The organism is Micromonospora sp. NPDC005299 (assembly GCF_042872345.1).
Lineage (GTDB): Bacteria > Actinomycetota > Actinomycetes > Mycobacteriales > Micromonosporaceae > Micromonospora.
Genome location: NZ_JBIAKG010000008.1, coordinates 241,098 through 266,914, shown reverse-complemented (window position 1 = coordinate 266,914; position 25,817 = coordinate 241,098). Strand labels below are relative to the sequence as shown.

26 protein-coding genes, 1 tRNA gene and 1 pseudogene are annotated in these 25,817 nt (G+C 71.5%); 15 read left to right on the top strand and 13 right to left on the bottom strand.

Annotation, left to right across the window (positions count from 1 at the left end; genetic code table 11):
• Positions 1–25 precede the first annotated feature (25 nt).
• Positions 26–727 (bottom strand): DUF6928 family protein, encoded by a 702-nt coding sequence (locus ACFYPD_RS23450; RefSeq protein WP_387117174.1) that lies wholly within the window; start codon positions 725–727, stop codon positions 26–28.
• Positions 728–843: 116 nt separating this feature from the next.
• Complete coding sequence (locus ACFYPD_RS23445) at positions 844–1,428, bottom strand: helix-turn-helix domain-containing protein (protein ID WP_387117171.1); 585 nt, start codon at positions 1,426–1,428, stop codon at positions 844–846.
• A gap of 79 nt (positions 1,429–1,507) precedes the next feature.
• Here ACFYPD_RS23445 and ACFYPD_RS23440 point away from each other — a divergent pair, with 79 nt between their 5' ends.
• The 10 genes and pseudogenes from ACFYPD_RS23440 to ACFYPD_RS23395 all read left to right on the top strand — a co-directional run bounded on the left by ACFYPD_RS23440 (position 1,508) and on the right by ACFYPD_RS23395 (position 10,247).
• Positions 1,508–2,461: an NAD(P)/FAD-dependent oxidoreductase gene (locus tag ACFYPD_RS23440; protein ID WP_387117168.1), complete on the top strand. Its 954-nt coding sequence runs from the start codon at positions 1,508–1,510 to the stop codon at positions 2,459–2,461.
• Positions 2,462–2,554: 93 nt separating this feature from the next.
• Positions 2,555–4,402, top strand: coding sequence for a glycoside hydrolase family 15 protein (locus ACFYPD_RS23435; protein ID WP_387117375.1), 1,848 nt, complete (start codon positions 2,555–2,557; stop codon positions 4,400–4,402).
• A 116-nt stretch (positions 4,403–4,518) separates the two neighbouring features.
• Positions 4,519–4,998 (top strand): peptide-methionine (R)-S-oxide reductase MsrB, encoded by a 480-nt coding sequence (msrB, locus tag ACFYPD_RS23430; RefSeq protein ID WP_387117165.1) that lies wholly within the window; start codon positions 4,519–4,521, stop codon positions 4,996–4,998.
• Positions 4,982–5,500, top strand: coding sequence for a peptide-methionine (S)-S-oxide reductase MsrA (gene msrA, locus ACFYPD_RS23425; protein WP_387117162.1), 519 nt, complete (start codon positions 4,982–4,984; stop codon positions 5,498–5,500). The genes msrB and msrA overlap by 17 nt, the downstream gene beginning before the upstream one ends.
• Positions 5,501–5,543: 43 nt before the next feature.
• Positions 5,544–6,770, top strand: a complete 1,227-nt coding sequence (locus ACFYPD_RS23420) for an epoxide hydrolase family protein (RefSeq protein WP_387117159.1) — start codon at positions 5,544–5,546, stop codon at positions 6,768–6,770.
• Positions 6,771–7,724 (top strand): redoxin domain-containing protein, encoded by a 954-nt coding sequence (locus ACFYPD_RS23415; protein ID WP_387117156.1) that lies wholly within the window; start codon positions 6,771–6,773, stop codon positions 7,722–7,724.
• A gap of 104 nt (positions 7,725–7,828) precedes the next feature.
• A pseudogene (locus ACFYPD_RS23410) lies at positions 7,829–8,005 on the top strand (low temperature requirement protein A); the annotation flags it as partial.
• Positions 8,006–8,114: 109 nt separating this feature from the next.
• Complete coding sequence (locus ACFYPD_RS23405) at positions 8,115–8,447, top strand: low temperature requirement protein A (RefSeq protein ID WP_387117153.1); 333 nt, start codon at positions 8,115–8,117, stop codon at positions 8,445–8,447.
• A 218-nt stretch (positions 8,448–8,665) separates the two neighbouring features.
• On the top strand, positions 8,666–9,397 hold the full coding sequence (locus ACFYPD_RS23400; protein ID WP_387117151.1) for a sulfite exporter TauE/SafE family protein: 732 nt from the start codon (positions 8,666–8,668) through the stop codon (positions 9,395–9,397).
• A gap of 79 nt (positions 9,398–9,476) precedes the next feature.
• Complete coding sequence (locus ACFYPD_RS23395) at positions 9,477–10,247, top strand: SDR family oxidoreductase (protein WP_387117148.1); 771 nt, start codon at positions 9,477–9,479, stop codon at positions 10,245–10,247.
• 15 nt (positions 10,248–10,262) lie between these two features.
• Here ACFYPD_RS23395 and ACFYPD_RS23390 read toward each other — a convergent pair whose 3' ends face one another.
• On the bottom strand, positions 10,263–11,033 hold the full coding sequence (locus ACFYPD_RS23390) for a class I SAM-dependent methyltransferase (protein ID WP_387117145.1): 771 nt from the start codon (positions 11,031–11,033) through the stop codon (positions 10,263–10,265).
• A gap of 214 nt (positions 11,034–11,247) precedes the next feature.
• Between ACFYPD_RS23390 and ACFYPD_RS23385 the strand changes: the two genes are divergently transcribed.
• Positions 11,248–11,748: a DinB family protein gene (locus ACFYPD_RS23385; RefSeq protein ID WP_387117142.1), complete on the top strand. Its 501-nt coding sequence runs from the start codon at positions 11,248–11,250 to the stop codon at positions 11,746–11,748.
• A gap of 66 nt (positions 11,749–11,814) precedes the next feature.
• On the opposite strand, the gene ACFYPD_RS23380 is transcribed toward ACFYPD_RS23385, so the two are convergent.
• Together ACFYPD_RS23380 and ACFYPD_RS23375 are read right to left on the bottom strand one after the other, a co-directional pair.
• Complete coding sequence (locus ACFYPD_RS23380; RefSeq protein WP_387117373.1) at positions 11,815–12,345, bottom strand: GNAT family N-acetyltransferase; 531 nt, start codon at positions 12,343–12,345, stop codon at positions 11,815–11,817.
• A gap of 465 nt (positions 12,346–12,810) precedes the next feature.
• The gene (locus ACFYPD_RS23375; RefSeq protein ID WP_387117370.1) at positions 12,811–13,086 is read right to left on the bottom strand and encodes a HEAT repeat domain-containing protein; all 276 of its coding nucleotides are present in this window, start codon (positions 13,084–13,086) and stop codon (positions 12,811–12,813) included.
• 598 nt (positions 13,087–13,684) lie between these two features.
• Between ACFYPD_RS23375 and ACFYPD_RS23370 the strand changes: the two genes are divergently transcribed.
• On the top strand, positions 13,685–14,197 hold the full coding sequence (locus ACFYPD_RS23370) for an NUDIX domain-containing protein (protein WP_387117139.1): 513 nt from the start codon (positions 13,685–13,687) through the stop codon (positions 14,195–14,197).
• A 226-nt stretch (positions 14,198–14,423) separates the two neighbouring features.
• Complete coding sequence (locus tag ACFYPD_RS23365) at positions 14,424–14,804, top strand: transposase (protein WP_387117136.1); 381 nt, start codon at positions 14,424–14,426, stop codon at positions 14,802–14,804.
• Between the two features lie 259 nt (positions 14,805–15,063).
• Here the strand turns inward: ACFYPD_RS23365 and ACFYPD_RS23360 are convergent.
• From ACFYPD_RS23360 to ACFYPD_RS23335, 6 genes are all read right to left on the bottom strand, one after another.
• Positions 15,064–15,138 (bottom strand) — tRNA-Val (locus ACFYPD_RS23360).
• A gap of 75 nt (positions 15,139–15,213) precedes the next feature.
• Positions 15,214–15,681: a peroxiredoxin gene (locus ACFYPD_RS23355; RefSeq protein WP_091269137.1), complete on the bottom strand. Its 468-nt coding sequence runs from the start codon at positions 15,679–15,681 to the stop codon at positions 15,214–15,216.
• A gap of 79 nt (positions 15,682–15,760) precedes the next feature.
• Entirely contained in the window at positions 15,761–16,198 is a 438-nt protein-coding gene (locus tag ACFYPD_RS23350) for a DUF3052 domain-containing protein (RefSeq protein WP_151461558.1), read from the bottom strand.
• Positions 16,199–16,309: 111 nt separating this feature from the next.
• Positions 16,310–18,796 carry a thiamine pyrophosphate-dependent enzyme gene (locus ACFYPD_RS23345; RefSeq protein ID WP_387117367.1) on the bottom strand — a complete coding sequence of 829 codons (2,487 nt, stop codon included), beginning with the start codon at positions 18,794–18,796 and terminating at the stop codon, positions 16,310–16,312.
• A 210-nt stretch (positions 18,797–19,006) separates the two neighbouring features.
• Positions 19,007–19,468: a MarR family winged helix-turn-helix transcriptional regulator gene (locus tag ACFYPD_RS23340; protein ID WP_387117132.1), complete on the bottom strand. Its 462-nt coding sequence runs from the start codon at positions 19,466–19,468 to the stop codon at positions 19,007–19,009.
• 38 nt (positions 19,469–19,506) lie between these two features.
• Complete coding sequence (locus ACFYPD_RS23335) at positions 19,507–20,949, bottom strand: MFS transporter (RefSeq protein ID WP_387117129.1); 1,443 nt, start codon at positions 20,947–20,949, stop codon at positions 19,507–19,509.
• Between the two features lie 88 nt (positions 20,950–21,037).
• On the opposite strand from ACFYPD_RS23335, the gene ACFYPD_RS23330 reads away from it, so the two are divergent.
• Positions 21,038–21,808, top strand: a complete 771-nt coding sequence (locus ACFYPD_RS23330; protein WP_387117126.1) for a helix-turn-helix domain-containing protein — start codon at positions 21,038–21,040, stop codon at positions 21,806–21,808.
• Between the two features lie 16 nt (positions 21,809–21,824).
• On the opposite strand, the gene ACFYPD_RS23325 is transcribed toward ACFYPD_RS23330, so the two are convergent.
• Positions 21,825–22,229 (bottom strand): YjbQ family protein, encoded by a 405-nt coding sequence (locus tag ACFYPD_RS23325; protein WP_387117123.1) that lies wholly within the window; start codon positions 22,227–22,229, stop codon positions 21,825–21,827.
• Between the two features lie 199 nt (positions 22,230–22,428).
• Between ACFYPD_RS23325 and aceE the strand changes: the two genes are divergently transcribed.
• Positions 22,429–25,173 carry a pyruvate dehydrogenase (acetyl-transferring), homodimeric type gene (aceE, locus tag ACFYPD_RS23320; protein WP_387117120.1) on the top strand — a complete coding sequence of 915 codons (2,745 nt, stop codon included), beginning with the start codon at positions 22,429–22,431 and terminating at the stop codon, positions 25,171–25,173.
• Between the two features lie 143 nt (positions 25,174–25,316).
• Here aceE and ACFYPD_RS23315 read toward each other — a convergent pair whose 3' ends face one another.
• Positions 25,317–25,763: an SRPBCC family protein gene (locus ACFYPD_RS23315; protein WP_387117117.1), complete on the bottom strand. Its 447-nt coding sequence runs from the start codon at positions 25,761–25,763 to the stop codon at positions 25,317–25,319.
• Positions 25,764–25,817: the final 54 nt, after the last annotated feature.

The window sequence follows — 25,817 nt, the reverse complement described above, 5'->3', positions numbered from 1 at the left end:
GCAACCGATATCGGGCTGGCGGGGATCAGCGCTCCGCGGAGTCCTGGCCGCAGCGGTGGAGCACCATTCGGCGCGCCATGGCGTACAGCTCGTCGCGCGCGGCCCGCTCCCGACCGGTCGGGTCGGTCACCCGGAACCCGTGCAGCCGGACCGCGTCGGCGTCCACGTCGTCCGGCCGGTTATGGCCCTCCATGACGAAGCCGAAGAGCGCGCGCAGCGCCGCCTCACCCAGCTCCAACGGGTGGAACGGCAGCCGGTCCCAGCCCGGCACCGGGTGCTCCCCCGCCCAGTACGGCAGTTCGAACGGGAAGGGCTCGCCGATGTCCTCACCAACGCCTCCCTGCCCCACGTTCAGCGATCGGACCAGGACCCCGTCCTCCCACACCGCGAACCCCAGCCAGTCGCTGACCGAGTGCATGCCGTGCAGCACGATCCGCCGCCTCGCACCCGCCTCGACCAGGCGCGCGGGCAACGCGGACGGCGGGTCGAAGGCCAGCCGCCGGTCGCAGAGCAGGTCCACCCCGGGCAGCGCGACGACGTACGTCACGTCGTCCGGCGGGTAGACAGCGTCCCACAGGCACTCGTCGGCGACGCCGTCGACGAGGTGCCCCGGGTGCACCCGCCGGACCAGTGCCTCGGCCTCCTCCCGGTCACCGGCGGCGGCGCCACGCAACGCCGTGGCGATGTCCCCGTCCGCGTACGCCAGCAGTGCCGTCTTCGCTCCCACGTCCCCGTTCCCCTCCCCTGGCAGTGTCGCCGCACGCTACCGACCCGGGGAGATCTTGGTAGGGAACGGCCCCTATGGGGGCCACTTCGTACCAAGGTCTCCAGGCGGCGGGGCGATCAGGCGTTGCGCGGGCGGGCTCGGAGGTGGGCGCGTTCGCCCTGGGCGCCGAAGAGGCTGAGGAACTCGACCGCCTGGCCGTCGGCGGGGCCAAACCAGTGCGGCACCCGGGTGTCGAACTCGGCCGCCTCCCCGGGCGCCAGCACCAGGTCGTGCTCGCCGAGCACCAGCCGCAGCCGGCCGTTGAGCACGTAGACCCACTCGTACCCCTCGTGGGTCTGCGGGGTGGGCTCGGCGGGCCGCCCGGCGCCCGGGATGACCAGCTTGTACGCCTGGATGCCGCCGGCCCGCCGGGTGAGCGGCAGCATGGTCATGCCGTGCCGGGTGACCGGTCGCAGGTGGATGCGCGGGTCGCCGGTGGGCGGGGCGCCGACCAACTCGTCGAGCGTCACGCCGTGGGCCCGGGCCAGTGGCAGCAGCAGTTCCAGGGTGGGGCGGCGGCTGCCGGACTCCAGCCGGGACAGGGTGCTCACCGAGATGCCGGTGGCGGCCGACAGGTCGGCCAGGGTGGTTTCGCGCTCGCGGCGCAGCGCGCGCAGCCGGGGGCCCACCGCGTCGAGCGCCCGGTCGAGGTCGTCCTCCATCCCCCAAGTTTGCCAGATCAGCAACAAAGTTTGCGGGTCCGGCACCACCGCCGCATCGTTGCCGCAGGAGGTGGTCAGAATGACCGAAGGTTACGAGGTGGTGGTGATCGGTGGCGGCGCCGCCGGGTTGAGCGGGGCGCTGATGCTGGCCCGGGCGCGCCGGTCGGTCCTGGTGATCGACGGGGGCAGCCCGCGCAACGCCCCGGCCGAGGGGGTGCACGGGCTGCTGGCCCGCGACGGCATGCCCCCGGCCGAACTGCTGGCGCGCGGCCGGGACGAGGTACGCCGGTACGGCGGGCACCTGCTGGGCGGCGAGGTCGACACGGTGACCCGCGACGGGGAGGGGTTCACGGTGGCGCTGGCCGACGGCCACCGGGTCCGGGCCGACCGGCTGCTGGTGGCCACCGGCCTGGTCGACGAGCTGCCCGAGCTGCCCGGACTACGCGACCGGTGGGGCCGGGACGTGGTGCACTGCCCGTACTGCCACGGGTGGGAGGTGCGCGACCGGCCGATCGGGGTGCTGGCCACCGGGCCGCTGTCGGTGCACCAGGCGCTGCTGTTCCGCCAGTGGAGCGGGGACGTCGTCTTCCTCCAACACACCGCGCCGCCGCTCACCGACGAGCAGGCCGAACAGTTGGCCGCCCGGGGCGTCGCCGTGGTCGAGGGCGAGGTCGCGTCGGTGGAGGTCGTGGAGGACCGGCTGGTCGGGGTACGCCTGCGCGACGGCCGGCTGGTCGCGCGCGAGGTGCTGGCGGCCGGCCCCCGGATGGTGGCCCGGGCCGGGTTCCTGGCGGCGCTCGGGTTGCGGGCGGTGGCGCATCCCGCCGGGGTCGGCGAGCACGTTCCCGCCGACCCGACGGGGCGTACCGAGGTGCCCGGGGTGTGGGTCGCGGGCAACGTGACCGACCCGGCCGCGCAGGTCGGTGCGGCAGCGGCGGCGGGCGCCCTGGCGGCCGCCGCGATCAACGGCGACCTGGTCGGTGAGGAGACCCGACGGGCGGTCGAGGCGCGGCGCGCCCGGCAGCGCGGCTGAGCGCGGAGGGGTGGCGTTCACGAATACGACTTACATGCCCAAAATTGCCCTTTAGGTTACTGCGGGAGGGTGCAGTCGATACCGGGGGGCGACGTGGACGAGTATCCGCCGATCGAGGATCACGGGCTCATCGGTGATCTTCAGACCGCCGCCCTGGTGACCTGCGACGGGACGATCGACTGGTTCTGCGCGCCGCGCTTCGACTCGCCCAGCATCTTCGCCGGCCTGCTCGACAAGGAACGCGGCGGCTACTTCCGCATCGCCCCCCACGAGACCACCTACGTCACCAAGCAGCTCTACCTGCCCGGCACCCCGATCCTGATCACGCGGTTCATCAGCGCCGACGGGGTGGCCGAGGTCCAGGACTTCATGCCCGTGACCGGCGAGCGGGTCACCGACGTGCACCGCCTGGTGCGCATGGTCACCATGGTCCGGGGCAGCATGCGGTTCCGGCTGGAGTGCCGGCCCCGGTTCGACTACGGCCGCGAGCGCCCCCAACTGGAGCGACACCGCAACGGGTACACCTTCCGCGGCGCGTCCGCGTCGCTCAGCTTCAACCCGGTGCAACCGGTCCGCCAGCTCATCGCCAAGGAGGACATGCACCTGGAGGACGGCGACCTGATCGGGTTCGGCACCCTGAACCAGGGCGACACCGGCGGGGTGGTCCTGGAGACGAACTCCGACCTGGCACCCCGGGCCGTCCCGCTCGAAGAGGTGCAGGGGATGTTCGAGTGGACCCGGGACTACTGGCGACGGTGGGTCGAGCGCTCCCGGTACACCGGCCGGTGGCGGGAGATGGTCGAGCGGTCGGCCATCACGTTGAAGCTGATGACGTACGCGCCCACCGGGGCGATGATCGCCGCGCCGACGGCCGCCCTGCCCGAACTGGTCGGCGGCACGCGCAACTGGGACTACCGCTACACCTGGATCCGGGACACGTCCTTCTCCGTGCACGCGCTGCTCGGCCTCGGCTTCACGGAGGAGGTCAGCCGCTACATGGACTGGCTCGACGAGCGGATCCGCGAGGCCGGCGACCACCAGGCCCCACTGAAGATCATGTACCGGGTCGACGGCTCGTCCGACCTGCACGAGGAGGTGCTCGACCACCTGGAGGGATACCGCGGCTCCCGGCCCGTCCGGATCGGCAACGGCGCCGCCGACCAGCTCCAGCTCGACATCCACGGCGAGGCGCTCTACGCCATGCACGTCGCCGACGAACAGGGCATCCGGGTCTCCCACCAGGTGTGGAGGAGCACCGTCCGGCTCGTCGACTGGCTGTGCCACAACTGGGACCAGCCGGACGCCGGCATCTGGGAGAGCCGGCACCACCCCAGGGACTACACCTTCGGCCGGGTGATGTCCTGGGTGGCCCTGGACCGGGCCATCCGGCTCGCCAATCGGCACGGCCGCCCCGGGGACGTCGGCTGCTGGACCAGCCAGCGCAACCTGATCTACGACCAGGTGATGGCGCGCGGCTATCACCGGGGCCGTGGATCCTTCGTCCAGGCCTACGGCGAGAACGTCCTGGACGCCGCGCTGCTGTCCATGCCCGCCGTCGGCTTCGTGACGCCCTCGGATCCGATGTGGTGCCGCACCCTCGAGGCCATCGAGCGGGAGCTGGTTTCCGACAGCCTGGTCCACCGGTACGACCCGGTCAACTCCCCCGACGGGCTCCCGGGCCACGAGGGCACCTTCAACATGTGCACCTTCTGGTACGTCGAGGCGCTGGCCCGCTCCGGTCGCCTCGACGACGCCCGACTCACTTTCGAGAAGATGTTCACCTTCAGCAACCACCTCGGCCTCTACGCCGAGGAGATCGCCCTGACCGGTGAGCAGATCGGCAACTATCCGCAGGCCTTCAGCCACCTCGCGCTGATCAACACCGCGCTGGCGTTGAACGAGATGCTCGACGTCGAGGCCGAGGCCCGGCGGAGACGGTGACACCTCCGGACCGCGCGCGGGGTTAGCCGACGGCAGGCCGGGTAGCCACTCGCGCTGCGTGTGCAGCCCGTTGAACCGGCCTTCCTTGCCGACGACCCCAGCCGAGAGGAACGACGGTGTCGCACGAGTACCGGAAAAACCCGGAGGCAGTTTCCCGGTTGTCGCCCGAGCAGCACCGGGTCACCCAGGAGGGCGGAACCGAGCCGGCCTTCGACAACCCGTACTGGAACAGCAAGGAGCAGGGCATCTACGTCGATGTCGTGTCCGGCGAGCCACTGTTCGCGTCCGCCGACAAATACGACAGCGGCACCGGCTGGCCCTCCTTCACCAAACCGATCGAGCCGAAAAACGTGGTCGAGGTGCGGGACTCCACCCTCGGCATGGTCCGCACCGAGGTCCGGTCGGCGCACGGCGACAGTCACCTCGGGCACGTGTTCGACGACGGCCCGCTGGCGACCGGCGGGTTGCGTTACTGCATGAACTCCGCCGCGCTCCGGTTCATCCCGCGCGAGGACCTGGAACGGGAAGGGTACGGCGAGTACCGCGCACTGTTCGAGCACCCGGACGGGGGGCGAAGCGATGACCGACACGACTGAGAAGGCGATCCTGGCGGGCGGCTGCTTCTGGGGAATGCAGGACCTCATCCGGAAACGCCCCGGCGTGGTCTCCACCCGGGTCGGATACACCGGCGGGGACGTGCCGAACGCGACGTACTACAACCACGAGGGCCACGCCGAGGCGATCGAGATCTCCTACGACCCCGGCAAGCTCTCGTACCGGGATCTTCTCGAGTTCTTCTTCCAGGTCCACGACCCGACGACGAAGAACCGTCAGGGCGGCGACGTCGGCACCAGCTACCGGTCCGCCATCTTCTACTGCAACGACCAGCAGCGGCAGGTCGCTGAGGACACCATCGCCGACGTGGACGCCTCCGGCCTGTGGCCGGGCAAGGTGGTCACCGAGGTCACGCCGGCCGGCCCCTTCTGGGAGGCCGAGCCCGAGCATCAGGACTACCTGGAGAAGCACCCGGGCGGTTACACCTGCCACTTCCCCCGGCCCGACTGGAAGCTTCCCCGCCGGGGAGAGAACCAGAGTTGATCGCACGGCTGCCCACGACAGGTCCGAGGAGAAGGAGGCCCACGTGGCCGTCAAGACCCAGACGCTCGCCCGCGCCACCGACATCCGGCCGTTCACAGTGGAGATCCCCGAGGCGGATCTCCAGTCGCTGCGGCAGCGCATCGCGGCCACCCGATGGCCCGAGAAGCAACTTGTCAACGACCAGTCGCAGGGCGTGCCGCTCGAGACGAGCCAGGCGCTGGCCCGCTACTGGGAGAAGGAGTACGACTGGCGCAAGGTCGAGGCGAGACTGAACGACCTTCCGAACTTCATCACCGAGATCGACGGGTTGGACATCCACTTCATCCACGTGCGATCCAAGCACGAGGACGCGATGCCGCTCATCGTCACGCACGGCTGGCCCGGCTCGATCATCGAGCAGCTGAAGATCATCGGGCCGCTCACCGATCCCACAGCGCACGGCGCGTCCGCGTCGGACGCCTTCCACCTGGTGATCCCGTCGATGCCCGGCTACGGCTTCTCGGGCAAGCCGACGGAACCCGGCTGGGGGCCGGAACACATCGCGAGCGCCTGGACCGAGCTGATGAAGCGCCTCGGCTACAACCGGTTCGTCGCGCAGGGCGGCGACTGGGGCGCGTTGATCACCAACCTCATGGGTGTGCAGGCGCCGCCGGAACTGGCCGGCATCCACACCAACATGCCGAGCACGGTTCCGTTCGAGATCGACGCGCTGGTCCAGTGCGACATCACCGGAATCAACGGCGCGCTCTCCAAGCTCCCGGCCAATCTCTCCGAGGAGGAGAGGCGGGCCTGCGAGCAGCAGGACTTCTTCTGGAAGCATTCCGCCTACGCCCTGCTGATGGCGACGCGCCCCGAGACGCTGATCGGACTCGCGGACTCGCCCGTCGCGCTGGCGACCTTCATGTGCGACCACGACGCGGCCAGCCTGGAGCTGATCTGCCGGGCCTTTGCCGGGCAACCCGGCGGCCTCACGCGCGACGACATCCTCGACAACATCACGCTCACCTGGCTGACCAACACGGGCGTCTCCTCCGCGCGCCTCTACTGGGAGAACAAGTTCTCCTTCCTCGGCGCCAAGGACGTCTCCGTCCCGGCCGCCGTCAGCGTCTTCCCGGACGAGCTCTACCAGGCGCCGCGGAGCTGGGCCGAACAGGCGTACCCCAACCTCATCCACTACAACAAGCTCGACAAGGGTGGGCACTTCGCGGCCTGGGAGCAGCCGCAACTCCTGTGCGAAGAAATTCGCGCCAGCTTCCGGTCGCTGCGCTAGATGGCCGTGTCCGAACGGCTGCGCCTGCCCTCGCTCGACAGGGCGACCGAGTGGCTCAACTCTGGGCCACTCGATCCCGCCGAGCTGCGCGGCCGCCCCGTCCTCGTGAACTTCTGGACGCTCACGTGCATCAACTGGCTGCGCCAGGAGCCGTACGTCCGGGCGTGGTCACAGGCCTACCGGGACGACGGTCTCGTCGTCCTCGGCGTGCACGCGCCGGAGTTCGCGTTCGAGCACGACATCGACGGGGTGCGCCGGGCGGTGGAGGCGCGGGGAATCGACTACCCGGTGGCGGTCGACAACGACTACGGGGTCTGGACCGCGTTCGACAACCACTACTGGCCAGCGCTCTACTTCGTCGACGCGGACGGCGTGATCCGCGACCACCACTTCGGCGAGGGCCGCTACGAGCGGTCGGAACGCGTCATCCAGCGGCTGCTCGGCGTCGAACGCGACCCCGTCCCCGTGAAGGGGCTCGGGGTGGAGGCCGACGCCGACTGGGACCACCTGCGTACGCCCGAGACGTATCTCGGCTACGCGCGCGCCGAGCGGTTCGCGTCACCGGACGACGCCACGTACGACGCCACCCACGCGTACGAGCTCCCCGAGAGCCTGCCCGCCGACCACTGGGCGCTCGGCGGCGAGTGGACCATCGGCTCGGAGAACGTCGTGCTCGACCGGCCCGTCGGCACCCTCGGCTTCCGGTTCCACGCGCGCGACGCGCATCTCGTGCTGTCGCCCGGAACGCGGGACCCGATCCCCTTCCGCCTGCTCCTCGACGGCGCGGCTCCGGGCTCGGCACACGGCGACGACGTCGACGAGGACGGCAACGGCCTGCTCCGGGAGGGCCGGCTGTACCAGCTCGTCCGCCAGCGGGACGCGGTCCGGGACCGGACCCTGGAGATCACGTTCCTCGAGCCCGGCGCCGAGGCGTACGTGTACACCTTCGGCTAGAGCGCCGTGCAGGCCACCCGATGAGGACGGCGAGCGGCGTCAAGCTGTTGCGCATGCCCGAGTGACCGCACCGGGCCAACTTCCTGGAGCTGTTCTTCGACCTGGTGTTCGTCGTCGTGCTCGTCCAGCTCTCGCACGAGCTGTCGCAGAACCTCACCTGGACGGGCGCCTTCCGCACGCTGGTGCTGCTGTTGGCCACCCCGTGGGTCTGGAGCATCACCGCGTGGACCACCAACCTGTACGACCCGCAACAGATGTCGATACAGCTGGTGGTCACCGGCACCATGCTCGGCAGCCTGGTGATGGTGGTCGCGCTGCCGGACGCGCTCGGCGAGCGGGGCCCACCGGCCGGATTCCCTCGCCCGGCTGGCGGCGATCGCCCATCTCGTCATGCTCGCCGGCATCGTCGCCACCGCGGTGGGCGACGAACTCGTGATCGCCCATCCACTCGGGCACACCCGACCCGCCTGGGTCGCCGTCATCCTCGGCGGACCCACGCTGTTTCTGGCCGGTCGCGCCGCCTTCGAGTACGCCGTCTTCGCCCGGGTGTCCCGGGATCGACCCATCGGAATCCTCGTGCTGCTCGCACTGGCGCCCCCGATGCTCCTGGCGCCGCCGCTGGCGGCTGCCGTGGGCGCCGCCGCGGTCCTCTTCGGGGTCGCCCTCACCGACACGGTCCGCACCCGCCGAGGCCCACCCGAGCCGCCGTCACCCCCCGACTAGCGACGCCCGACCGGATGCGACATGCACGGACGGAACCTCACCCGCACGGGCGGCCCCACCCCGGCCCGCGCACGGGACTTGCATCCGGTACCCCGGTACGGGCTTCCCGTCGACCGGCCGCCCCATGACGGTTGCCCGCTCGATCCGGCCGTCCGGTCCCGGCTAGGGTCAGGAGAATCCCGGCCGGACGCCGACACGAGCTGCACCGAGGAAGCGAGATGACCCTCGACCTGGCGGCGACCATCGGCGTGGCATCAGCGGCCGCGTTCCTGCTGGCGTGGCTGTCCGCCGTGGCGGGCTTCGGGGGCGGGGTGCTGCTGCTGCCGGTGTTCACCGCCCTGTTCGGCCTCCGCGCCGCCGTGCCCGTGCTCACCCTCGCCCAACTGTCCAGCAACGGCAGCCGGGTCTGGCTGAACCGGCATGACCTCAGATGGCCGATCATCGGCCGATTCGCACTCGGCGCGGCCCCGTTCGCCCTCGCCGGCGGCCTGCTGCTCGCCACCGCACCGCTGGCCCCGCTCAAGCGCCTCCTGGGCGTCTTCCTCCTCGTCGTGGTCGCGTGGCGACGGCTCAACCCTCAGCCGCGCAAACCGTCAGCCCGCGCGTTCGTCGGGGTCGGAGCCGCCTCCGGGCTCGGCTCCGCCCTGCTCGGCTCCGTCGGCCCGCTCACCGCACCGTTCTTCCTCGCCTACGGGCTGGTCCGCGACGCGTACATCGGCACCGAAGCGGCCTGCGCCCTGACCATGCACCTCACCAAGCTCATCGCGTACGGAGCCGGCTCCCTGCTCAACCCCCACGTCCTCCTGCTCGGCACAGCACTCACCCCCGCCACCCTCGCGGGAGCATGGGCAGGCAGACGAACCGTCAACCGGATCAGTGACCGCCTCTTCGTCCGACTCGTCGAGGCCGGCCTGGTCGGGGCCGGTTTGCTCTTCCTCGCCGGCCGGTGAGCCGGGGTAATTCCGGTGACGGCCTCTGCGTGGGCAGCAAGGATGGTGCGTCAGCGAGCTGCGACCACGGATGGCCCTCATGGATGGCAAGGATCGACAGCACCGGCCCGTCGCCCTGGTGACCGGTGCCGGCCGCAGCGCCGGCATCGCTGCGTCCGTGGTGCTGAAGCTGGCTGAGACCGGCTGGGATGTCGGGTTCACCTACTGGACCCCGTACGACGAGCGGATGCCCTGGGGAGCCGATCCCGAGGCCGTGACGCAACTCGGCAACCAAGCCGGCGAGCATGGGGCAGAGACCGCCGCGATCGAGGTGGACCTCAGTGATCCTCACGCCACGGCTGGCATCTTCGAGACCGTGGAGCGAGAGCTGGGCCCGGTCCGCGCGCTGGTCCTCGCCCACTGCGAGAGCGTCAAGTCGGGCCTGCTCGACACCACCGTCGAGAGCTTCGACCGTCACTTCGCGGTCAACACCCGGGCGAGCTGGCTCCTGATCCGCGAGTACGCCCAACGGTTCCAAGGGGCTCATGGCACCGGACGCATCGTCAGCCTGACCAGTGACGCCACCGTCGGGAACCTTCCCTACGGAGCCAGCAAAGGCGCTCTCGACCGGATCACCCTGGCCGCTGCCCGAGAACTGGCCCACCTCGGCGTGACCGCCAACGCCATCGATCCGGGTCCCACCGATACCGGCTGGATGACCGCTGAGATCAGGGCCGCCGTCCTACGGTCCACACCGCTCGGACGCCTCGGGCGCCCGCAGGACTGCGCGAACCTCGTCGCGTTCCTGTGCTCACCCGACGGAGGCTGGATCAACGGTCAACTCCTGCACAGCGACGGCGGCATCGCCTGACCATTCTCGGAGGCGTCACCGCCGGACGCGTAGCACGCCGGTCAGCATCGGGAGGGTGAACTCGCCGTGGGCGGTTTCGGGCCTCCTCGCGAGGAACGCGCGGATCCGGCCGAGCGCGGCCTCTCGGTCCGGTTCCGGCATGACCAGCATCCCCGCCCGAGTGGCGAGTGTCGCGACGAGGGAATCGGCGATGCGGCCCTGCCCGTGCGGGAACTCGGCCTGCTCCGGTGAGCCGAACCGGGCGACCAGGCCACTGCTCGGAAAGCACATGTCTGCCGTCGCGGCGCGCCAACTGCTCAGCGTGTCACGCGGGCCGATGGCCGCCCTCCCGCTGACCCGCTCGAGCCCGGCAACCCAGTCGACCCGGTTGTCCATGACGTTCCACAGGCCGGCCAGGATGCCCCCGGGCGCGAGGACTCTGGCTATCTCCGGTCCCGCGACGGCCATGTCAAACCAGTGCAGGGCATTGCCGGCCAGCACGGCATCGACGGACGCGTCCGGCAGCGGGATCGCCTCGGCGCTACCCGGCAAAGCACGGACGGCCGGCAGCGCGCGGCGCAGCTCGGCCAGCATCGCCGGGTCTGGTTCGACCGCGACAACCTCGGCACCCAGCGCGACCAGCGTGGCGGTCAGCTTGCCGGTTCCGGCGCCGAGGTCGAGCACCCGTAGGCCGGGCGCAGGCTCAAGCGCCCAGCGCACCGCGGCCTGCGCGTAGTCCGGGCGGTGCTCGGCGTATGCGGCCGCCGCCGCGCCGAACGACGAGCTGAGAAGCAGGCGTTCCTCCACGCGGTCACCCTAGCCGCCGCGCCACGACCGCTGAAGCCACGAAGGCCCACCGTCCGGCGCTGGTGGGCATGGGGTGGGCGCGGCAGGTTCCGACATCTGCGTGGTTCCGCCGGCTCGATGAGGTGGTCCGCGCAGGCGGGGTCTTCCGCGTACCTCAGATCTGGAATAGTCCCCAGCCGTACGGCGACGGGCCGCGTCGCCCGAGAGGTTGACCATGGCTCCCACCAGCACGATGACCGCGGAAGCTGTTGCTCTGCAGCATTTCCTCGACGCCCAGCGGACCAGTGCGCTGGCGATCCTCGACGGGCTCACCGACGAGCAGTTGCGGACCTCGGTCCTGCCCTCGGGGTGGACGCCGCTCGGGCTGATCAAGCATCTGGGTTACGCCGAGCGCCACTGGTTCCAGAGGGTGTTCCGGGGAACCGCGGCCGATGTGCCCTGGCCCGATGACGACGAGGAGCTGATGACCTCGGCGCATCCCGTTGCGGAGGTGTTCGCCTTCTATCGGGAGCAGTGCGAACGAGGCAATGCCCTGCTGGCCACCACGCCGCTGGACGCGAAGCCGGTCGGGCGGCACGGCAGTGACCCGGACGACGAGGTCGCCGATCTGCGCGGGATCGTTCTCCACATGATCGAAGAGACCGCCCGGCATCTCGGCCATCTCGACGCCGCGCGCGAGCTCCTGGACGGTCGCACCGGCCTCGCCCCGCGCTAGCGCAGGCCAGGTCGGCCGCCGGCCGGTAGCGGTCAACGCTTCAGGCAGGGCGGTGCGCGGTGATGGTCAGCCGGTTGCCGGGGACGGCTTCACCACCTGGTACATGGCGTGGTCCTGCCACCGGCCGGCGATGTTGAGGTACTCCGGCGCCATGCCGAACCGCACGAACCCGTTGCGTTCCAGCACCCGCTGCGATCTGACGTTGTGCAGCAGGGTCTCTGCCTGCACCCGATGCAGCCCCAACTCCTCGAAGGCCACCCGCACGATCTCGGACACCGCCTTGGTCGCGAACCCGCGGCCGTTGTCGCTGGCGCTTACCCAGTAGCCCATGGCGCACGACTGAAACGGGCCGCGCACAATGCCGCTGAGCGTGATGCGGCCGATCACGCGACCGGAGTCGTCGAGGATGACGTGGGGCAGCTTCGATCCCTGCTCGTACTGTTGGAGATCGGCTTCGATGACGGCGTGCTGGCCGTCTGCCGTGAAGTAGTCCTCGCTCCGGATCGGGTCCCACGGCGCCAGAAACTCACGGTTGGCACGGAGCAACTCGGCCAAGGCCGGCGCATCCTCCGAGGTAACGAGTCGGGTGATGTTCACCCATCCATCGTCCCAGGCGGGCATGTCCCTTCCTCGCCAAGCTGGACCGGAGCGGGCTGGTCTCCGACGGGTCGGCTCTGGCGGGTCCGTGGTTCCGGCAGGCGTCCAAACGGCGGCGCACCGACTGGCTAGCATCGGGGCCTCATGAGCATCGACACCATGCGTTTCGACGCGGTCCTGTTCGACCTGGGCAACGTGGTTTGACGGTGTCTTGTGCCCCGTCTGCGCCCCGAGCGGATCTGCCGCGTCTCCAGTCGCCCCCCGAGGCGGCGTCGGCGCACACGCTCGCCGCACGCTTCGTCTCACCGGCATATCCTTTGTGCGCGGCTCGGAGTGCGAGTCATGGACGCCTGCAAGGCAAAGGCGGAACATAGGTTTCCGCCGGTCAGACGAGGCATCGTCTGAGTACCGGGGTTACATCCCTCCGGGCCGCGCTCACGCCGCACCAGCTCCCGCTTTTACGGCCTAGACCTGTCCTGATCCGCCTGGCCGCCCTTGATCACGCCAAACTCGGTTGGAATACGCTTCGCCTAACCGCCCAAGCGACCATTCTGCAGCAAGACGAACCTGCTCATGAGGATCGCCAAGCGCAGCCCGAAGCAGTGGTTGAACCGAGGTGTCACCCGCGACACCAAGCGCGGTGGCGAGAACACTGCGCACTTGAGGCGTGGGCTCCCTCTCCCAGGAGGTCAAGAGCGCCGGGAGGATGCGTCGAATGAGACGACCTGGAGGGGGCTGCATCCCGCCACATCCCAGGGCCTTGGTAATTGCGTCACCAGCGGAGCAGCGGACGGCCCGGTTGTCATCCTCAAGGGCCTCCAGCAACTCGGGCAGAGCCGACCTCGCGGCACGGAAACCAAGCAGGTCGCACAGCAACTGGCGCGTCAAAGGACGTTCAGCAACTCTGAGCGCCTTAGCAAGGGCACGAACGGGAGCCTGACGTCGAAGTCTGTCAACAACAGGACGCCGATCGGCGGTTTCCCACTCCAACATGTGGATCACATCCGCCGATGTCAGGTCAAAGTCCACCACGCCTCGGTCACCTGACTCTTAAGTGATGGGTACGTCCTGATGCTGCACGTCCCAAGGGTCCCTGTGTAGCTTGTCCCAACCCCGCAAGCCCCTCAGGACCACGTCAACGACTAGCGGCCCAAGGTATGGCTCCGCCACAGCCGCGGAAGCCTTCACGGTCCGCGACACGGGCGCGCGTCGCGGCATGGCCGATCCGCCGGCGACGGGCCGCCACGCCCCGTAGCGATCAGATCACGGCAGATCCGGACGTCTGGGCGTCCCCTTTGGCTGGAGCGAGCTTGTCCTATCCCTCTGCTCTAATCCCGTCATGCATGTCGTCGTCACAGGCGCACTCGTTGAAAACGGCGCGGTCCTGCTAGTACACCGCAGGCCGACCAAACGGGCATACCCAGATGTCTGGGATCTGCCCGGGGGGCAAGTCGAAGCGGGTGAGTCGGAACTACAAGCCCTCGCGCGTGAGATGCACGAGGAGCTCGGTGTTCACATTGTGGCGGAGTCCGCTTCACGGTTGGGCGTCTTGCATGCCGGCAGTGGTGAGGACGCCCTTCACGTGGGCGTCTGGCAAATTGGAGACTGGGTTGGCTCTCCCACCAACCGTGCACCTGACGAGCATGACGACATCGCATGGGTCGGGATCAGCGAGCTGGGCGGCCTTCCCCTCGTGCATGGCGTCTTGGCGGCAATGGTTCGTTCTCTGCCAGAGTTTGAGTGCGCCCGCAGGCACTCAGATGTCACCGACAGTAACCAGGACGACCGAGGAACCAAGGCCGACTGTCGTGCATGTACTGGGACGGATTCGTCAAGCATCAGGTGGGACTAGACATTCTGGTGAGGTGTGCCGCCGGCCGGGCCTGACCCGAGTTTGAACCGGCTCCGTGCCCTGAAGTTGACCCGGCGACCCGGCAGGCGGGGACACCGTTCTCGGCGCGTGCACGGGCCGGCGTGGTGACCTGAGCAGGAGCTTGGGTTCGTCCCTCATCCCCGTTTTGTCCAGCGTTCTCCTCGTGCTCAGCGGTCGAGCTGTGACGTAGCAGATAGGAGGCGCAGTGAACGAGGACCTGGCCGTGACGGTAGGGGTCGACAGCCACAAGGACGTGCACGTAGCGGCGGTGCTGGATCAGGCCGGCAGGCTGTTGGGGACGAGAAGCTTTCCGACGACGATCCGCGGCTACGCGCAGCTGGCGACCTCGGCGGAGTCCTTTGGCACGGTCCTGGCGGTCGGCATGGAAGGCACCGGCAGTCACGGCCCCGGGTTGCTGCGGTTCTTGGGCGAGTACGGCCTACCTGTTGTCGAGGTCGACCGCCCGGACCGCTCCACCGCCGTATCGGCAAGACCGACACCATCGACGCTGAGGCTGCCGCCCGAGCCGTGCTCTCCGGCCGCGCCAGCGGCACCCCGAAGACCCGCGACGCTCAGGTCGAGATGATTCGGGCCTTGCGCGTGGCCCGACGCGGCGCGATGAAGGCCCGCATTCAAGCCGGAGGCCAGATCGAGGCCGGGGTGCCCGTGGTGTACCTGCATGGCACGCCAGGTTCTCGGCTCAGCCGTCCCGACGACGCGGCGTTGGTGGGCGTTCGCCTGATGAGGCGTTCAACCCCAGCGACTGATGTCAGGCTTGGATGTCAGGCACTCCGCCCGCCCCGGCAAGTTGCGCAGGCGCGGGCGGATTTTGCCTGTTCAGGTGGTGGTGGGCGCGGCAGGTTTCGAACCTGCGACCCCTCGCTTGTAAGGCGAGTGCTCTCCCACTGAGCTACGCGCCCGGAACGCCCCGTACGGCGGGCCGGAGCGGCAAGCTTACCTGCTCCGACCCGGTCGAACGACGGGCCCGGGTGGGATCAGGCGGCGACGGCCTCGGCGAGGGCCTTGCGCCAGCCCTGCTGGTCCCGCGCCTCGCCGGGCATGTTCATCTCGGCGAACCGGACCACACCGGCCTTGTCGATGACGAAGGTGCCCCGGTTGGCGATGCCCGCGACGTCGTTGAAGACGCCGTACGCCTGGGCGACCGCGCCGTGCGGCCAGAAGTCGGCCAGCAGCGGGAACTGATAGCCCTCCCGGTCGGCCCAGATCTTGTGGGCGTAGACCGAGTCGACGCTGACCGTCAGCACCTGGACGTCGTCGTTGACGTACTCGTTGAGGTTGTCCCGCACCTCGCACAGCTCGCCCTGGCAGATGCCGGTGAAGGCGAGCGGGTAGAAGACCAGCAGCACGGTGCGCCGGCCGCGGAAGTCGGCGAGCCGGACCTCCTGGTTGTTCTGGTCCTTGAGTACGAAGTCCGGCGCCTCGGCGCCAACCTCGATGGGCATGGGAACTCCCTCGGATCGGGTCTGGAGATGATCAGCCTGCCACACCCGGCGACACCGGCCGCCGGGAGCGGAGCCCGGCCTACTTCTTGCCCTTCGACCCTCGCCGGAGCACGAGGCGGGCGCCACTCCAGTCGCGGCCCGCGTTGATGGTGGAGGTCTGCTGGAGGCCGGCGGTCTGCGCGCTCTCCGCGACCTCGCTCGGCTCGACGTGGCCGTCCCGGCCGGCCTTGGGCGTCAGGAGCCAGACCACGCCGTTGTCGGCCAGCGGGCCGAGGGCGTCGACGAGGAGCTCGAAGAGGTCGCCGTCGCCGTCGCGGTACCAGACGAGAACCGAGTCGACCACCTCGTCGGTGTCCTCGTCGACCAGATCTCCACAGCGGTCGGTCAGGGCGTCCCGGAGATCCTGGTCGACGTCGTCGTCGTAGCCCATCTCCATGACGACCATCCCCGGCTCGATCCCGAACCGGTCCGCCAGGCTGCGTACCCCGTCGGCGGCCTGACCAGCGGTCGCGCTCACTGTCGCGTGCCTCCTCATCTCATCCCTGCTCGTGGCGTCGTCCGACGCCGTCGCGCCCAGTCCACACAGTTGTGGCTCCCTGCGCAAGTGGCGCACCGGGTGGAACGGAATTTACCGTGCCAGCAGCGTACGGGCACCCTCGGTAATGGCTTCCTCGGAGACCAGAACCTGACGCGCCGCCGGACCTAATGGTACAAACGAGTCAAGTCCGGCCACCCGGCGCGCCGTGCCGACGTAGCCGGCGTCGACCAGCGCCGCGATCACGCCCTCGCCCACACCGCCCGACCGGCGAGTCTCGTCCACCACCAGCACCCGGCCGGTGGCCGAGGCCTCCCGGATGATGTCCGCCACCGGCAGCGGGGCCAGCCAGCGCAGGTCCACCACCCGGCTGCCGACCCCCTCGTCGGCCAGGGTGGCCGCCGCCCGCAGCGACATCCGGACGCCGTTACCGAAGGTGATGATGGTGAGGTCCTCGGCGGAGCCGACCCCGTACACGCGGGCGCGGCCGATCGGCACGTGGCGGGCGGCCCAGGCGCCCGGCTCGGCGTACTCGGCCAGCCACTCGCCGTCGCCCTCGGTGTAGAGGTCGCGGGTGTGGTACAGCGCGATCGGCTCCAGGAAGACGCTGACGGCGCCGTCCACGGCGGCGGCGGCCAGGCAGGTACGCAACATCGGCGCGGCGTCGTCCGGGCGGGCCGGCACCGCGATGACCAGCCCCGGCACGTCGCGGAGCACGGCCACCGAGTTGTCGTTGTGGAAGTGCCCGCCGAACCCCTCCTGGTACGCCAGCCCGGCGACCCGCACCACCATCGGGTTGCGGAACGCCCCGCGGGAGAAGAACCGCATGGTCGCCGCCTCGCCCCGCAGCTGGTCCTCGGCGTTGTGCAGGTACGCCAGGTACTGGATCTCCGGCACCGGCAGCATCCCGGCCACCCCGGCGCCCAGCGCGAGCCCGAGGATCGAGGTCTCGTCGAGCAGGGTGTCGAACACCCGCGCCGCCCCGAACTTGTCCCGCAGCCCCTTGGTCACCCCGTACACCCCGCCCTTGGCGGCCACGTCCTCGCCGAAGACGGCCACCCCGGGGTGGTCGAGCATCCCGTCGGCCAGGGCCGCGTTGATGCTCTGCGCCAGCGTGAGCGGCCCGGCCAGCTCCGGCGGCCGCCCGCCGAACGCCTCGGCCCGGGCGCCGGCGGCCGGGCCGGCCGCCCGGGTCGCCGCGTCGGCGACCGCCCGGGAGATGCGGACCGGCCGGCGCGGGGCCAGCTCGGCCACCACGTCGACCGGGGAGGTGAGCTTCGGCTCGTCCAGCACCTCCTCGGCGAGCCGGCGGATCTGCCAGCCGCGCTCGTCGTACCGGGCCAGCAGCTCCTCGACGGTCGCGTAGCCGGCCTCGACCAGCCGCCGGGCGGTCGCCAGCAGCGGGTCCCGCGCCAGGTCCGCCGCGATCTCGGCCGGGCTCCGGTACGCGGTCTCCGCGTCCGCGCCGGCGTGCCCCATCAGCCGCACGGTGCTCAGGTGCAGCACGGCCGGCCGCCGGTGCCGGCGCACCCAGGCCGCCGCCTCCCCCGCCACCCGGTACGCCTCGGCCACGTCGGTGCCGTCGGCGGCGAAGTAGCGGATCCCCGGCCTGGCCCGCAGGGTCGCGGCCACCCAGCCCTGCGGTGAGCGCACGCTGATGCCGAGCCCGTTGTCCTCGCAGACGAAGAGGACCGGGATGCGCAGCCCGGTGTGGTCGTACCAGCCGGCGGTGTTGAACGCCGCCGTCGCGGTGGCGTGGTTGACCGAGGCGTCGCCGAACGAGCAGACCACGATGGCGTCCGACGGCCAGGGCGCCGCGTCGGAATCCCCGTCGTCCCGCCGGCCGCCGCGGCGCAGCCGCTCCAGGGCCAGGCCCAGGCCGACCGCCCGCGGCAGGTGCGAGGCGATGGTGGAGGTGGTCGGGACGACCGCGAGGTCGGCCCGGCCGAAGACCTTGTGCCGGCCCCCGGCGATCGGCTCCGCGGCGGAGGCGACCATCCCGCGCAGCACGTCGCGGGCCGCTTCCGCGTAGGCGTCGTCGGGGTCGGGCAGGGGCAGTTCGGGTACGCCGGCCGTCGCGGCGCCGTCGGTGTGCACGGCCACCCCGGCCCCGGCCGGCAGCTCCGCCGCCTCGGCCCCGCCGTCGGCCGCCGAGGACCCGCCCGGCGGGCTCGCCGCCTCGGCCCCGTCACCGGCCGCCGCGGACGTACGGGGAGTCACCGGGCCGTCCGGTGGCGCCGCCTCCGCCTCCGGCGACCCGTCCGGCACCGCGGGGTCCGCGTCCACACCGCGGTCGGCCGGGGTACGCGGGTCCGGGATCCGCGCCGTCGGGGTGGCCCCCGTCGGCTCCGGCCCGTCGGCGTCCGGCACCGACTCGCCGGTCGGGAAGCCGCCCGCCGCCTGGGCGGCACGCAGGCAGTAGAAGGCCCCGGAGCGGTAGTGGAGCAGGGCGGGATCGGTCGGCCGCAGCGCGGCCGCCACGGCGGCGTTGCCCTCGTGGCCGGCGGAGCCGATCGTGTAGTACCCCTCGCCGAAGCTACGCAGCCAGCGCCCGGCGAGGTCGAGCAGCCGGCTGGTCAGCTGGGCGTCGAACAGCGCCAGCGCCTGCGCTCCGGTCAGCGGCGCGTCACCGGGCAGCGGTTCACCCAGGTCACGTCGCCCGGCGGGGGCGCCGAGCGCGGTCAGGGCCGCCCGGAACCGGTCGTCGAGATCTTGCGGGGTGGTCACGTCGGACAGCATTACCGACCGAAGGGCACCTCGCCCAGTCGGACACGTTCCGCCGGGCCGGGGTCAGGCCTCGCCGCACTGCTCCGGGCAGCCGCCGTCGGAGACCTTCCAGACCAGCTCACGCAGGGTGGCCAGCTCTGCCGTGGTGAGCCCGCCGAGGAGTCGGGAGTCGGACATCACCAACCGGACCCGGTCCCGGACCCGCCGGCCCTCCGCGGTCACCACCAGCGTCTTCTGCCGCCGGTCGGTCGGGTCGACCCGCCGCTCCACCAGCCCCGCCTGCTCCAGCTTGTCGACCAGCCCGGTGACGTTGGAGCGGTCGCAGCGCAACTGCTCGGCGAGGTCCCGGGCGGGCAGCGGGCGGTCGGGGTCCAACTCGTGCAGGGCGCGGGCGGCGGCCGGGGTGAGCCCCAGAGCGGCGATCTCCTCGTCCTGGTAGTGCCGCATGGCCGAGGCGATGTGCATGATCCGGCGCACGGCGTCCCCGGCCAGGCCGGAGCGGTCGGGGACGGTGGATTGCGCCATGTCGCACATCGTACTGACCGGGGCCGGGTGGTTCCGGGTCACGGCCGTGAGCCGACGACCTCGGGACCTCCCGCGACGGGCCGGGTGTCCGGCGCCGGCCGGCTGGCCCGCCGGGCGGCGACGGCGCCGGCCAGCAGCAGCACGGCGGTCAGGAGCGCCGGGGGCAGGGTGAGCGCCGGGCCGTGCCGGCCGGTCGCGGTCAGGGTGAGATGCAGGCCGCCGACCAGGGTCACCCCGAGCACGGCCGCGAGCAGCGTGCCGGTGGAGACGACCGCGGAGAGCGCCGCGGCCGCGCCGGCCGGCACGACGCCGGTGAGCCGGGTGACCAGCGGGCTGAACGCGGCCGCGTGCGCCGCCCCGCCGGCCACCAGCAGCGCGCTCCCCGCCGGCCACGGCCAGCCCGCGGCGGCGAGCCCGGCCACCGCCACCACCACCGCCGCCAGCACCGGCGGGCCGGCGACCGGCAGCACCGCCCGGGCCCGCTCCGGCAGCCGCGCCACCGCCAGGCCGCACAGGGCGAAACCCGCGGCGTACGGGAGGAAGGCCAGTCCCGCCGCCAGGGCGGTGAAGCCCAGCCCGTCCGGGAGCCGCAAGGTGAGCACGAACAGGAAACCGGCGTAGCAGCCCATCACCACGCAGCAGGCGAGCAGCCCGGCCGCCACCCCCGGGTGACGCAGCACCGTCACGTCCAGCAGCGGGGCCGCGTCGCGACGGGCGCGCCGGACCTCGTACCCGAGGAAGAGCCGCAGCCCGGCGGCGCCGGCGGCGACCGCGGCGACCCGGACCCATCCGGGCCAGCCCAGGTCCCCGCCGAGCACCAGCGGCAGCACCAGGGTGAGCATCGCGGCGGCGAGGAGCAGCACGCCCGGCAGGTCCAGCGGCTCGCGCCGGGGCGGGTCGGCCGGCAGGCCGGCGAACACCCGCCGCCCGACGAGCTGGAGCACCACGCCGACCGGCACGTTCACCAGGAACGCGGCCCGCCAGGTCAGGCCGCCCAGGTCGAGGGTCACCAGCAGCCCGCCGACGACCTGGCCGGCGGCCACACCGAGGGCCAGCACCATCGCGTACGCCCCGATCGCCCGCGCCCGGGCCGCCGCCGGGACCGCCGCCTGGATCAGCGACAGCACCTGCGGCACCATCAGCGCGCCGGCCGCGCCCTGGGTCACCCGGGCCAACACGAGCGCGGCCGGCCCCGGGGCGAGGCCGCAGGCCAGCGAGGCGAGGGTGAACCCGGCCAGGCCGAGCAGGAAGACCCGCGGGTAGCCGTGCCGGGCGCCGAGCCGGGCCCCGCCCACCACCAGCACGGCGAAGGTGAGGGTGTAGCCGGCCAGCACGAGCTGCTGCACGGCCGGCGGTCCGGCCAGGTCGGCGCGGATCGCGGGCGCGGCCACCGCGGCGATCGAGGTGTCCATGGAGGCCATCGCCTGCCCGGTGAGCAGGACGGTGAGCAGGGCGGCGGTCCGGCGGGTCGACTCGGTCACGGCCGCCACCCTGCCCGCCCGGCCGGCCGGCGGTCTTGTCGATCCTTGCGGGACGGTCGTGTCAGCCGGTCGGCCTACCCTGACCGGCATGCGTACCGCCACACCGCTGCTGGCGCACCCCGACTTCCGGATCAGCGTGGTGCGGTGCCGGGACGACCACACCGGCTGGTCCGCGCCCGAGCCGGCCACCGCCTACGGCCTCGTGCTGACGCGGCGGGGCGGCTTCCGCCGGGCCGGGCGCGGCGGCGCCGAGTTCGTCGAGCCGACCGTGGCCTACCTGACCGTGCCGGGTGAGGAGGAGCGCTTCGCCCACCCGGCGGGCGGGGACGACTGCACCTCCGTGCACCTGTCCGAGCGGCTGTGGCGGGAGCTGTTCGCGGACCGGCCGGTGCCGGCCGTGGCGCACGTCGACGCCCGGGTGGACCTGGCCCACCGGCTGCTGCTGCGGTCCGTGGCCGACCCCGACCACGCGGCGGCCGAGCGGCTGGTCCGGCTGGTCGGCGCGGCGACCGGGCCGGCGGCGGGCGGGAGCGGGCGGGACCGGCGGCTGGTCGAGCGGGCCCGGGCCGCCCTGCACGACGGCGCGCCCGAGTCCGCCGGGCTGCTGCCGCTGGCGCGGGCGCTCGGGGTCTCGCCCTACCGGCTCAGCCGGGAGTTCCAGGCCCGCGTCGGGGTGCCGCTGACCCGCTACCGCAACCGGCTGCGGGTCGGGCGCCTCCTCGACCGGCTGGAGGAGGGCGCGGACAGCCTCGCCGGGCTCGCCGCCGAGCTGGGCTTCGCCGACCAGGCCCACCTGACCCGCACGGTCCGCGCCCAGTTGGGCCACACCCCCGGCCGGCTACGCCGGCTGCTGGGCTGACGCCGGCGCGCGGGGTTCAGCCGGGCAGGAAGGAGAAGCGGACCTTCCGGTCGGGGTTGTCGCCGTTGGTGTCGACCAGGCAGAGCGACTGCCAGGTGCCGAGCTGGAGCCGCCCACCGAGCACCGGCAGGGTGGCGTACGGGGGGACGAAGGCGGGCAGCACGTGGTCCCGGCCATGCCCGGGCGAGCCGTGCCGGTGCCGCCAGCGGTCGTCGGTGGGGAGCAGGTCGTCGAGCGCGCCCAGCAGGTCGTCGTCCGAGCCCGAGCCGGTCTCGATGATCGCCAGGCCGGCGGTGGCGTGCGGCACGAAGACGTGCAGCAGGCCGTCCCCCTGGCCGGCGACGAACCGCTCGGCCTCGCTGGTGATGTCGCGGACGGTCGGCCGGGACCCGGTCCGGACGGTGATCACCTCACTGCGCATAGGGCGCATTCTGCCGCAGTCGGTCGGCGACCGCCGCCGGTGTCGCCGGCCGGCCCCAGCGCAGCCGACGATCGCACAAAGTTACCGACGAGTACCTGTGTTCAGCGTCGCGTCTGGGGGAGGGAGACGTGACGACGAGCGCCACCAGGGGGCAGGATGGCGCTAGAGACCTATCCCACACAGAACCGAGGGAACGCCTGTGGCTACGGAACGCAAGCGCCCGGTGATCACCGCTGGTCTGCCGAGCCAGCTTCCGGACATCGACCCTGACGAAACCAGCGAATGGGTCGAGTCGCTTGACGGTGTCATCGACGAGCGCGGAACCAAGCGCGCCCGCTACGTCATGCTGAGCCTGCTGGAGCGGGCCCGCGAGCGCCAGGTCGGGGTGCCGTCCCTGACCACCACCGACTACATCAACACCATCCCGCCGGAGCGCGAGCCGTGGTTCCCGGGTGACGAGCACATCGAGCGGCGGCTGCGGGCCTACATCCGGTGGAACGCCGCCATGCTGGTGCACCGGGCGCAGCGGCCGGAGATCGGCGTGGGTGGCCACATCTCCACCTTCGCCAGCTCCGCGTCCCTCTACGAGGTGGGCTTCAACCACTTCTTCCGGGGCAAGGACCACCCGGGCGGCGGCGACCACATCTTCTACCAGGGCCACGCCTCCCCCGGCATGTACGCCCGGGCGTTCATGGAGGGCCGGCTCAGCGCCGACCAGCTCGACGGCTTCCGGCAGGAGCTGTCGCACCCGGGTGGCGCGCTGCCGTCGTACCCGCACCCGCGGCTGATGCCGGACTTCTGGGAGTTCCCCACGGTGTCGATGGGCCTCGGCCCGCTCAACGCCATCTACCAGGCCCGGTTCAACCGCTACCTGCACCACCGGGGCATCAAGGACACCTCCCAGCAGCACGTCTGGGCGTTCCTGGGCGACGGCGAGATGGACGAGGTGGAGTCGCTCGGCGCGATCGGCGTGGCCGCCCGCGAGGAGCTGGACAACCTCACCTTCGTGATCAACTGCAACCTGCAGCGGCTGGACGGCCCGGTCCGCGGCAACGGCAAGGTCATGCAGGAGCTGGAGGCGTTCTTCCGGGGCGCCGGCTGGAACGTCATCAAGGTGGTCTGGGGCCGGGAGTGGGACCCACTGCTCGCGGCGGACACCGACGGCGCGCTGGTCAACCTCATGAACACCACGCCCGACGGTGACTACCAGACCTACAAGGCGGAGTCCGGGGCGTACGTCCGGGAGCACTTCTTCGGGCGCGACCCGCGCACCCGCAAGATGGTCGAGCACCTGAGCGACGACGAGATCTGGAACCTCAAGCGGGGCGGCCACGACTACCGGAAGCTCTACGCGGCCTACAAGGCGGCGATGGAGCACACCGGCCAGCCGACGGTGATCCTGGCCAAGACCATCAAGGGCTGGACGCTGGGCTCGCACTTCGAGGCCCGCAACGCCACCCACCAGATGAAGAAGCTGACGCTGGAGGACCTGAAGCTCTTCCGCGACCGGCTCTACCTGGACATCCCGGACAAGCAGCTGGAGGAGAACCCCTACCTCCCGCCGTACTTCCACCCGGGCGAGAAGTCCGACGAGATGGAGTACCTGCACGAGCGGCGCAAGCAGCTCGGCGGGTACCTGCCCTCCCGGCGGACCAGTCACAAGACGCTGCAGATCCCGGGCCCCGAGCGGTTCGCCGACGTCAAGCGGGGCTCGGGCAAGCAGAAGGTGGCCACCACCATGGCCTTCGTCCGCCTGCTCAAGGACGTGATGAAGGACAAGGAGTTCGGCAAGCGCTGGGTGCCGATCATCCCGGACGAGGCCCGCACCTTCGGCATGGACTCCCTCTTCCCGACGGCGAAGATCTACTCGCCGCACGGCCAGCGGTACACCTCGGTGGACCGGGAGCTGTTCCTGTCGTACAAGGAGGCCACCACCGGCCAGATCCTGCACGAGGGGATCAACGAGGCCGGCTCGGTCGCCTCGTTCACCGCGGCGGGCACGTCCTACGCCACCCACGGCGAGCCGATGATCCCGATGTACATCTTCTACTCGATGTTCGGGTTCCAGCGGACCGGCGACGGGCTCTGGGCGGCGGCCGACCAGATGGCGCGGGGCTTCCTGCTCGGCGCGACGGCGGGCCGGACCACGCTCAACGGTGAGGGCCTCCAGCACGAGGACGGCCACTCGCACCTGATCGCCGCCACCAACCCGGCCGTGGTCGCCTACGACCCGGCGTTCGCCTTCGAGATGGCGCACATCCTGGAGAGCGGCCTGCACCGGATGTACGGCGAGGCGCAGGAGAACGTCTTCTACTACCTCACCGTCTACAACGAGCCGATCTTCCAGCCGGCCGAGCCGCAGGGCGTGGACGTCGAGGGCATCGTCAAGGGCATCTACCGCTACTCGCCGGCCCCGCAGGTCGACGGGGACGCGCCGAAGGCGAACGTCCTGGCCTCCGGCACCGGCATGCAGTGGGCGCTCAAGGCCCAGCAGTTGCTCGCCGAGGACTGGGGTGTGGCCGCCGACGTCTGGTCGGTGACCTCCTGGACGGAGCTGCGCCGGGACGCGGTGGAGTGCGAGGAGCACAACCTGCTCAACCCGGGCGGCGAGCAGCGGGTGCCGTACATCCAGCGGAAGCTGGCCGACGCCGACGGGCCGAAGGTCGCGGTGAGCGACTGGATGCGGGCGGTGCCGGACCTGATCGCCCGCTGGGTGCCCGGCGACTACACCTCGCTCGGCACCGACGGCTTCGGCATGTCGGACACCCGGCACGCGCTGCGGCGCCACTTCCACGTGGACGCCGAGTCGGTGGCCGTCGCGACGCTGCGCCAGCTCGCCCTGCGCGGCGCGGTGCCGGCCCACGTGCCGGCCGAGGCCGCCAAGAAGTACGCGCTGGACGACGTCAACGCCGCCCCGGTCGGAGAGACCGGCGGCGACAGCTGACCTGTCCCGCACGAAGGGCCCGGCGCACCCGCGCCGGGCCCTTCGTCATGTGCGGGGCACCACGGCGGAGGCGACGATGGTCCGGCGTCCCTGGCGGGGACGCCGGACCATCACCATCGCGGGCGACGCCGGGACAGGCTCGGTCAGCCGACGGCGGCCAGGTCGGTCAGCCGGGCCAGCGAGTCCTCCAGATCGGCGCCGACCCGGCGCAGGCCGAGCCGGAGCAGGGCGGCCTTGACCGGCCCGGCGGGCCACCGTACGACGATGAGCCGCACGACCGTCCCGCCCTCCTCCTCGTCCGGGGTGAGCTGTACGTAGATCTCGGTGCGCGCCTCGGCCCGGGCCCCGGCGCCCCTGGCCCGTTCGCGCCAACCGATCAGGGTCGGCTCCTGGTAGGCGATCACCTCGGCCTCGTGCGCCGCGCCCCGCCCGGCCTGGACCCGTTGTCGCCGGCCGAACCCCTCCCCCGAGAGGACCTCGGCCGCGCGGACCCCCGCCAGCCAGGCCGGCAACTGCTCGGCCCGCTGCACGACGTCCCAGACCGCTTCCACCGGCGCCACCACGTGCGCACTGCGCTCCACGAGGATCATGTCTATCTTTCCCCCACTTAAAACACATCCGCGATATTCGGCACTCTATGTGTA